A 7,357-nucleotide genomic window follows, 5' to 3' on the forward strand; every position below is an offset into this window, starting at 1 on the left:
TTTTGATTTTTTTGATGCAGTGTAATAATTTCGCTTTTTGGTCATTCTATTCCCCTCTTATATTAGAAGAATAGCTCTTAAAAATACCTTTTTTTCGTCTAAAAATCCGCGCCTATATCACCTATAATACAAAGAAAACACAAGACAATTTAACTACCCAAGATTATTTCAACACCAAATTTACCCTAGATAGCCTTAAGAAAGCCCATAATGAACGAAATATAAATCAAATTCAGCAGACAGGAGAGAGTAACAGGTATTCACCTGTCGCTACGCAAAGAGATAATGCAAGTAGTCAGTTAGGTGAGGGTAGAGATTATTTCTTTAAAGATAATACCCTCCAATTAAGTAAACCTAGGGATAATGGACACTTAAACCATGCGAATGAAATTAATCAAGAACAAGAAGTTAGTTCTACTAAGAAACTAAACCAAGAGCTTGCGAACACTGGTAATAAACCTGGGAATAGCATAGCAGCTCAAATACTAAATAATTTTTTACAAAAAAATATAAGTTAAGTGGAGAGTAAATCCTCAGTAAACAGATAAAATAATTTATTAGTGTATTGCGGACTATTCAAGTACACCTATTTGTTGTTCAACATGGTTAGGGAATTCCAGGAATTGTGCCTTTAAATATACTTGGTGGATAATCAGTATGAATATTACAATTGATCAGGGTAGTAAGTCCTTAAATTCCCTCATAGGCATTGATGAGAACACCGGTGCAAATAATGCCAGCAACCACAACGTATTTAGTCATATTTTGGCAGCAATTAACATCAATGCACCAACGAAATCAGGGAGCGCGAATACTGCAAACACGAATACAACAAGTAAACCCAATGTTAAAGTCACCGGAAATAGCGCAAGTAAAAAGGTCACAGCCAATGCTGCTTTTGTGTCTAATGGGGGACAAGTTGTTGTGACCTTAAAACGTTCTGATTCAGATAATGTCAACAAAGTTTATTGGTCGACAGATAACTTCAAAACCCGCCACTATATTGGTACGGATAATCAAACCGGAAATTATAATATTGGTGTGATCGCTGCTGGGACTCCGGTTGAGTTTGGCATAGATAATGGCATAGGTGGTTTTTATCGCACTGGTGCAGCAGGGAGTAATGTTGATGGCACCGTTCATGCCATCGTAAAGAAAGCTAAAAATACTTCCGTAATTGGGTTTGAGGATGCAAAAGGCGGAGGCGATTTTGATTTTAATGATGTGTTATTGAGTGTTACCAATAAGCCTAAACCAGCGAGCCCCTCGGGAGGTGGGGGGAGTTCGGGCGGTGGAGGTTATCCTATTTTTAATCCTAATCCGCCCGTTGATGATAACCGTTTTGTTCAAGTCGATGGTCAAGTAATAGATTGGCTAAAACAGATGGGATTTGAAGGTAATAGTTTAAATACCCTTATAACTTTGATTGTACAATCAAAGCCTACCTCTCTTAATGATATGCTTAAAAAACTTCAGGAACTTTTGAATAGTGATAAAGCAAGTCCTATTAGTATTTTGGATTTATTAAATACGAGTAAAGATAATAAAACCCAATCTAATGTTAATACTGCGGTTGAGGGTAATGAACTTAATCTAATACAAAAGCCTGTAGATCTTTCTCAATTGGATTTAACCATTAAAAAAATAAAAGAGTTGACTAGTAATGGAGTAGAGCCAGTAGGACTTAAACAGCTCATTACCCTAGATTCGGGTTCTTATAATTCGACAAATTATAATAAACCCAATTTAAACCAAGATAATACAAGCGCATCAATTAGCAGCTTTTACCAAAATTTAATTACCAGCGATAATAATACTCGTTCAACCAACCTTAGTGGCTTTACTAAAGCGATTCAAAATCCAAGTACTCCAACATCGACTGCTTCAAGTGTGGAAATCAAACTACTCAATGCAATTTACCATGCGCTTGGATAAATTATACTTCAAGAAGGCATAACTTTATCTAGATCTATTTAATTGTGACTAGTAACTCTTAATATTTCTGCTAAAGAGGTATCGCCCATCAATACACGTTTAAACCCATCTTCTCGGATACTGGGAGTATTGGGTCGAATGTGACCTTCTAAAATCTGAATATTTTCGTTTCGATGAATCATACCTCTAAGTGTTTCATCAATTGGAATAATTTCATAAATCCCGGTACGTCCTTTATAACCTAGATGATTGCACCAATCACACCCATTTGGTTCAAAAACATTGGAGGTATCGGTTTGCTGAGTTAAGCCCATTAATTCACGCTCATCCTCTCGAAGTTCATGAGGTGTTTTACAATAAGGGCATAGCTTTCTGACCAGGCGTTGAGCGATTAAACCAATAATACTTGAGGACATAAGAAAGGATTCAACACCCATATCACGAAGGCGGTTAAGAGCTCCCAGAGCGCTATTAGTATGAAGAGTGGAAAGGACTAAATGGCCTGTTAAACTTGCTTGGACAGCAATCTCGGCGGTTTCTAAATCTCGAATTTCCCCAATCATTACGACATCCGGATCTTGTCGTAAAATAGCTCTTAATCCTTTGGCAAAGGTCATTTGTACTTTGGTATTTACTTGAGTTTGGCCTATACCTGCCAAATCATATTCAATAGGATCCTCAATGGTTAAAATATTTCGGGTTACTTGATTAAGTTCAGTGAGCATGGCATATAGCGAGGTGGTTTTTCCAGAGCCGGTTGGTCCTGTTACTAAGATAATTCCATGGGGTTCAGAGATCATTGCGCGAATTTTTTGGGCGGTGTCTTCAGCCATTCCCAAGAGATTTAAATCTAGTTGAGCTGCTTGCTTATCTAAAATTCTAAGAACAACTCGCTCACCGTGATTGGAAGGAAGGGTTGATACCCGCACATCAATATTATGACCGCCAATACGAAGAGAGATCCTCCCATCTTGCGGGATCCTCTTTTCTGCAATATCTAATTTAGCCATTACTTTTACACGTGAAATAACTAAAGGAGCAATAGCTCTTTGGATTTCTAATACCTCCTGCAAAACCCCATCAATACGGTTTCTTACTAAAACGCGATTTTCATAAGTTTCAATATGGATATCGGAAGCTTTTTGCTTAATTGCTTGCGTAAATAATGCATTAAGAAGTCGAATAATAGGGGCATCATCTTGGTTTTCTAAAAGATCTTCACTCATGGGTAATTGACTAGCAAGAAGTGATAAGTCTATATCGCCTTCCATTCCCTCTGCTGCATCTAAAATGGATGACTTTGATTGATACACATTTGCTAGATGTTGCTGAAAAAGCTCTTCATCAACAGCTTCTAACTCTAATTCATATTGTAATAATCGTTTAACCTCAGCAAACACATTAAAGGTGGCGCTAGGCAAATGATAAACTAAAGCCCGCCCCTCTTTAAATTCGCCTACCACTACCCCATTATTTTTTGCGAAACTATAAGGTAGGGTAACTATTTTCTCTTCTTTTTCCATCGTTATGATCTATTTAGTTTGTAACCATGCTGGTGGTGGGTCAGTAAATGGTCGAGGTAGGTTTGCTTGGGTTAAGGGGGTTAATACTGCCTCATTATCAGATTGATGGAATGCCTCTTCTGAGCGCAGCCAATCTAGTTGATATTGACGAGTATCATTATATTTTTCACCAGTAACTTGTAAGTTTTCTCGTTCGTTCCTTAAGATAATGGGTTTAATGAATACCATGAGCACTCTTTTTTCTCGCGTACGTAGATTTCTTTGGAATAATCGTCCAACTCCAGGAATATCCCCTAAAATAGGCAAGCGGTTGTTATCATCGCCTAAGCTATCCTGGGTTAATCCTCCTAAGACAATAATATCACCACTTTGTACATGTACGGAGGTAACGATACTGCTTATTTTAAAGGTGGGGTTGGCCCCTACCACGGTAGTACTAGGGGGATCTAAGGTATCATTTCCTTGATCTATTTGCATTTGAATGCCTTGACCTAAAGTTATTTGCGGCCTTACATAAAGATGCAAGGCTACATTGACTCGATCAAAGGTAGTATAAGGGCTTGCGGTAGTAGTGCCGCCTGCATTATTGGGGTAGGTGGTCGATGCGATAGAAACCTGTTTACCTACTAAAATTTTTGCCTGTCGATTGTCTAACACCACAACCGATGGTGTTGATAAAATATTGGCTTTTTTCTCTCTAGCTAAGGCATAAATTTGGGCTTGGAAATCATTAATATTGGTTTTACTGTTAATAATTGCAAAACCTGGTTGAAAACTGGAAGCTTTGCCAGATTGGCCATTGCTACCCCATTCTATTCCTAGGTTATTAGCATCTTCTTGGCTTACTTCAGCCACAATGGCTTCAATTAATAACTGCGCTGGTTTAATGTCGAGTTTATGAATCACATTTTTTAAAATGCGAATGATAGAAGCTGGGGCATTTAAAATAATGGAGTTCGTATTGGGTTCAGCAATAATTTGCACTGTGGGTTTAGTCGTGCCTTCATTTTGTGTGGTGGCTGAGGTCGTATTATCAGTAGCCTCTGGGCTGGGCGCTTGAGTTTGATTGGCGCCTGAATCAGTTAGGCCATTTTGAGAGTTTCCAGTAGCAAGATTAGACGCAGGATTAGTACTATCTAAAGCGGGGCGGGTTATTTTTCCGATAGTGGTACCCACATTGCCGCTAAAGTTGGCTTGAGCAATTCCTGCAAGGATGGGAACGAGATCTTCTGCTCTTAAATAATGTAAATACACCACCTGGGTATTAGAGTTAAGTCCTTGTGAGCTTTTTTGGTCCAGCTTTAAAATAATCATTCGAATTCTAATGCGATCGGTCTTGCTGCCACTAACCAAAATAGCATTGCTTCTATCATCATTAGTAATGCTGATTTGAGAGCGGCCCGTATTTGCTTGAGTTTTTATTAAGTCCTTCAAGGTATTGGCTACATCCATAGCTAATGCATGTTTGAGAGGAATCATATCAATATCAGAAGAAGATGAGCTGTCTACTTGTTTTATGATGTTAGCTAAACTTTTTATATTGTTAGCGCGTCCAGATAAGATAAGCATGTTCGAAGGGGCGTAAGCTGAAATGCTGCTCCATTGAGGCATTAATGGCCTCAAAACAGGTACAAGCTGCTCAGCAGGAACATAATGAACAGGCACCACAGCAACCATCATGTCATCGCCGCGAGGTGGATTGCGCAGATCATTAAGCGAGTCAGAAGATTGTGTTTTAGCATCGATATTAGGAATAATTTTAATTACATCGCCATTAGGAATAGCCGCATAACCAGAAACTTGTAAGACTGATAAAAAAACTTGATAAAGTTCCCTATTAGAAATTGCTGTGGTCGATATTATCGATATCTTTCCTTGAACTCTGGGATCCACAATAAAATTTTTTCCCGTGACCCGCGATACTTCCGTAATTACCGCTCTAATGTCTGCATTCCTTAAATTCCATAATTTACTTTGCTCAGGGATGTCGTTGCTATTTTGAGAATTATTAATAGGGGTTGGAGCTTTATTGGTATATTGGTTTGCGGCCAATAGTGATGAACTATTATTGGCATCATTGGTGCGTGGTTTATCATTTTTTGATAATTGTTCTTTTAATGTGCGTGCAGTTTGATAATCGTCAATAGGTCCCACTTGAACTAAATAAAGATGTTTATCAGCTAATTTTTTTATTTCAATTTTTTGTTGTGTTTTTTCAGCTAATTCTTTAGCCCGGGCTTGAGCGTCTTTTTCGAAATTAAATGCACCAGCTTGAAGAAAAAATATAGTAGTGTCATTTTGAGAGACAGTAGAAATATTTACATCATTAGCATAGGTTACTAAAGACCAAATTAGGGTTAAAAGTAAAAGTGCTTTTGAGCGCATTTAAAAACCGTAAAATCATGAAGAGTATCATCATAACTAAATTTAGCAGCTTACAATAGTAATTTTCGTAAATTAATGCAGGATTTTTTAATAAACTATAAAAGATATTCAGGGAAGTAATAATTTTTTACATGCTGTAATAAAATGTTTAAGATCAATTAATTATGAAAAGTTAGCCTAGGCTAACTTTTATTTTCCTAAATTAAATAAGATCCTTTTTGCTTCCTCACTCAATTCCTTGTCAGTTTGGATATTATTTGCTTGTTCATAAGCTCTTTGTACAGCTGGTCTTGCCTGCATTCGGTGAAACCACTGCTTTAAATAAGGGTAATTATCCAATTTTTGTCCTTGATTTTCATAAGGAACAATCCAAGGATAACTGGCCATATCGGCAATTGAATACTCATTAGCAATATATTCACGGCCTTCTAGTTGTTTATTTAATACCGAATAAAGGCGGGTCGTTTCCTTGACGTAACGCTCTATTGCATAATCAATTCGCTGGGGTGCGTAATGAGAAAAATGATGATTTTGCCCAGCCATTGGTCCTAAACCTCCGACCTGCCAAAACAACCACTGCAACACCTTATAACGAGCATGAATATCCTCTTGTGGTAAGAATTGCTTTGTTTTATCTGCAAGGTAAAGAAGAATTGCACCGGATTCAAAAATGGCTAAAGGTCTATTATCTTTAGTATTAAAATCAATAATTGCTGGCATGCGATTATTGGGTGAAATTTTTAAAAAATCTTCCGTAAATTGCTCACCCTTAGTGATATTTACCGGTTTTATTCCGTACTTTAAGCCGCACTCTTCAAGAAAAATAGTTATTTTATGTCCATTGGGTGTCGGCCAATAATAAAGCTCAATCATTTATCCTTCCTTGTTCTAGCATTAAGAAAAATTAACGCGATTTTGGCCCAACTTTGGTTGAGCCAAGATTGCCTATTTTAATAATAACCAACATTCAGTGATTAATTCTGTTTCTGCTACCTCGTGATCAAAATTATAGTAACAAAAAATACAAGGCAAGTCCCCTAAAGTTTCATTAGATTGCGGCAGCCAGTCACGGTATAATCCATACACCGTTTCTCCTATATTACTACGGGTACCTCTATGCACAGCCACAGCGTAACGTCCAGCAGGTAGGTTTTTTTCAATAATTTCGCCCTCCAATTTTAATTGCTGAGGTACAGTAATGGCCAAATCAAAACGAAAATTGGCAGCTGGCGTAGTTTGAGGATCATCGTAGGCAAATCCAAAAGCCTCACCAGGTTTAGGCCTCACATTGATAGTTTGTGCTTTTGCCCAATTTATCAATCGATTAACACTTTCCCCTATTGTTTGTGGATCCCCATAATGTTCTAAGACGGCTAGACGCCTCGCATTTATATATTTTACTCATGTTACGCACGGTCAATTTTAAGCTGCCATATTTTTAAGCTCCTGCCAAGCAATCTGGTTCGCTCTAAGAATCAATTTGTACTTAATAGCAAAGTGATTTAAATGAGTTT

5 protein-coding genes are annotated in these 7,357 nt (G+C 37.6%); 1 reads left to right on the forward strand and 4 read right to left on the reverse strand.

Features of this window, described 5'->3' with window-relative positions:
- The first annotated feature begins 657 nt into the window (after positions 1–657).
- On the forward strand, positions 658–1,935 hold the full coding sequence (locus ELY15_RS12065; protein ID WP_127100363.1) for a DUF4114 domain-containing protein: 1,278 nt from the start codon (positions 658–660) through the stop codon (positions 1,933–1,935).
- A gap of 38 nt (positions 1,936–1,973) precedes the next feature.
- Here the strand turns inward: ELY15_RS12065 and lspE are convergent, their stop codons facing one another.
- From lspE to ELY15_RS12085, 4 genes are all read right to left on the reverse strand, one after another.
- A complete protein-coding gene (gene lspE / locus ELY15_RS12070) occupies positions 1,974–3,458 on the reverse strand; it encodes a GspE family T2SS ATPase variant LspE (RefSeq protein ID WP_127100365.1) in 1,485 nt (494 codons plus the stop codon).
- Positions 3,459–3,467: 9 nt separating this feature from the next.
- A complete protein-coding gene (gene lspD, locus ELY15_RS12075; protein ID WP_127100367.1) occupies positions 3,468–5,843 on the reverse strand; it encodes a GspD family T2SS secretin variant LspD in 2,376 nt (791 codons plus the stop codon).
- Positions 5,844–6,032: 189 nt separating this feature from the next.
- Entirely contained in the window at positions 6,033–6,716 is a 684-nt protein-coding gene (locus tag ELY15_RS12080) for a glutathione binding-like protein (protein ID WP_127100369.1), read from the reverse strand.
- 72 nt (positions 6,717–6,788) lie between these two features.
- Positions 6,789–7,235 (reverse strand): GyrI-like domain-containing protein, encoded by a 447-nt coding sequence (locus ELY15_RS12085; RefSeq protein WP_127100371.1) that lies wholly within the window; start codon positions 7,233–7,235, stop codon positions 6,789–6,791.
- Between the last annotated feature and the right edge of the window lie 122 nt (positions 7,236–7,357).

The organism is Legionella sp. km772 (genome assembly GCF_003989735.1).
GTDB lineage: Bacteria > Pseudomonadota > Gammaproteobacteria > Legionellales > Legionellaceae > Legionella.

What these genes read in the sequence shown, in the direction of transcription:
- ELY15_RS12065 (WP_127100363.1), top strand. Translation starts at nt 658, where the DNA reads ATGAATATTACAATTGATCAGGGTAGTAAGTCCTTAAATTCCCTCATA.
- lspE (WP_127100365.1), bottom strand. Translation starts at nt 3,458, where the DNA reads ATGGAAAAAGAAGAGAAAATAGTTACCCTACCTTATAGTTTCGCAAAA.
- lspD (WP_127100367.1), bottom strand. Translation starts at nt 5,843, where the DNA reads ATGCGCTCAAAAGCACTTTTACTTTTAACCCTAATTTGGTCTTTAGTA.
- ELY15_RS12080 (WP_127100369.1), bottom strand. Translation starts at nt 6,716, where the DNA reads ATGATTGAGCTTTATTATTGGCCGACACCCAATGGACATAAAATAACT.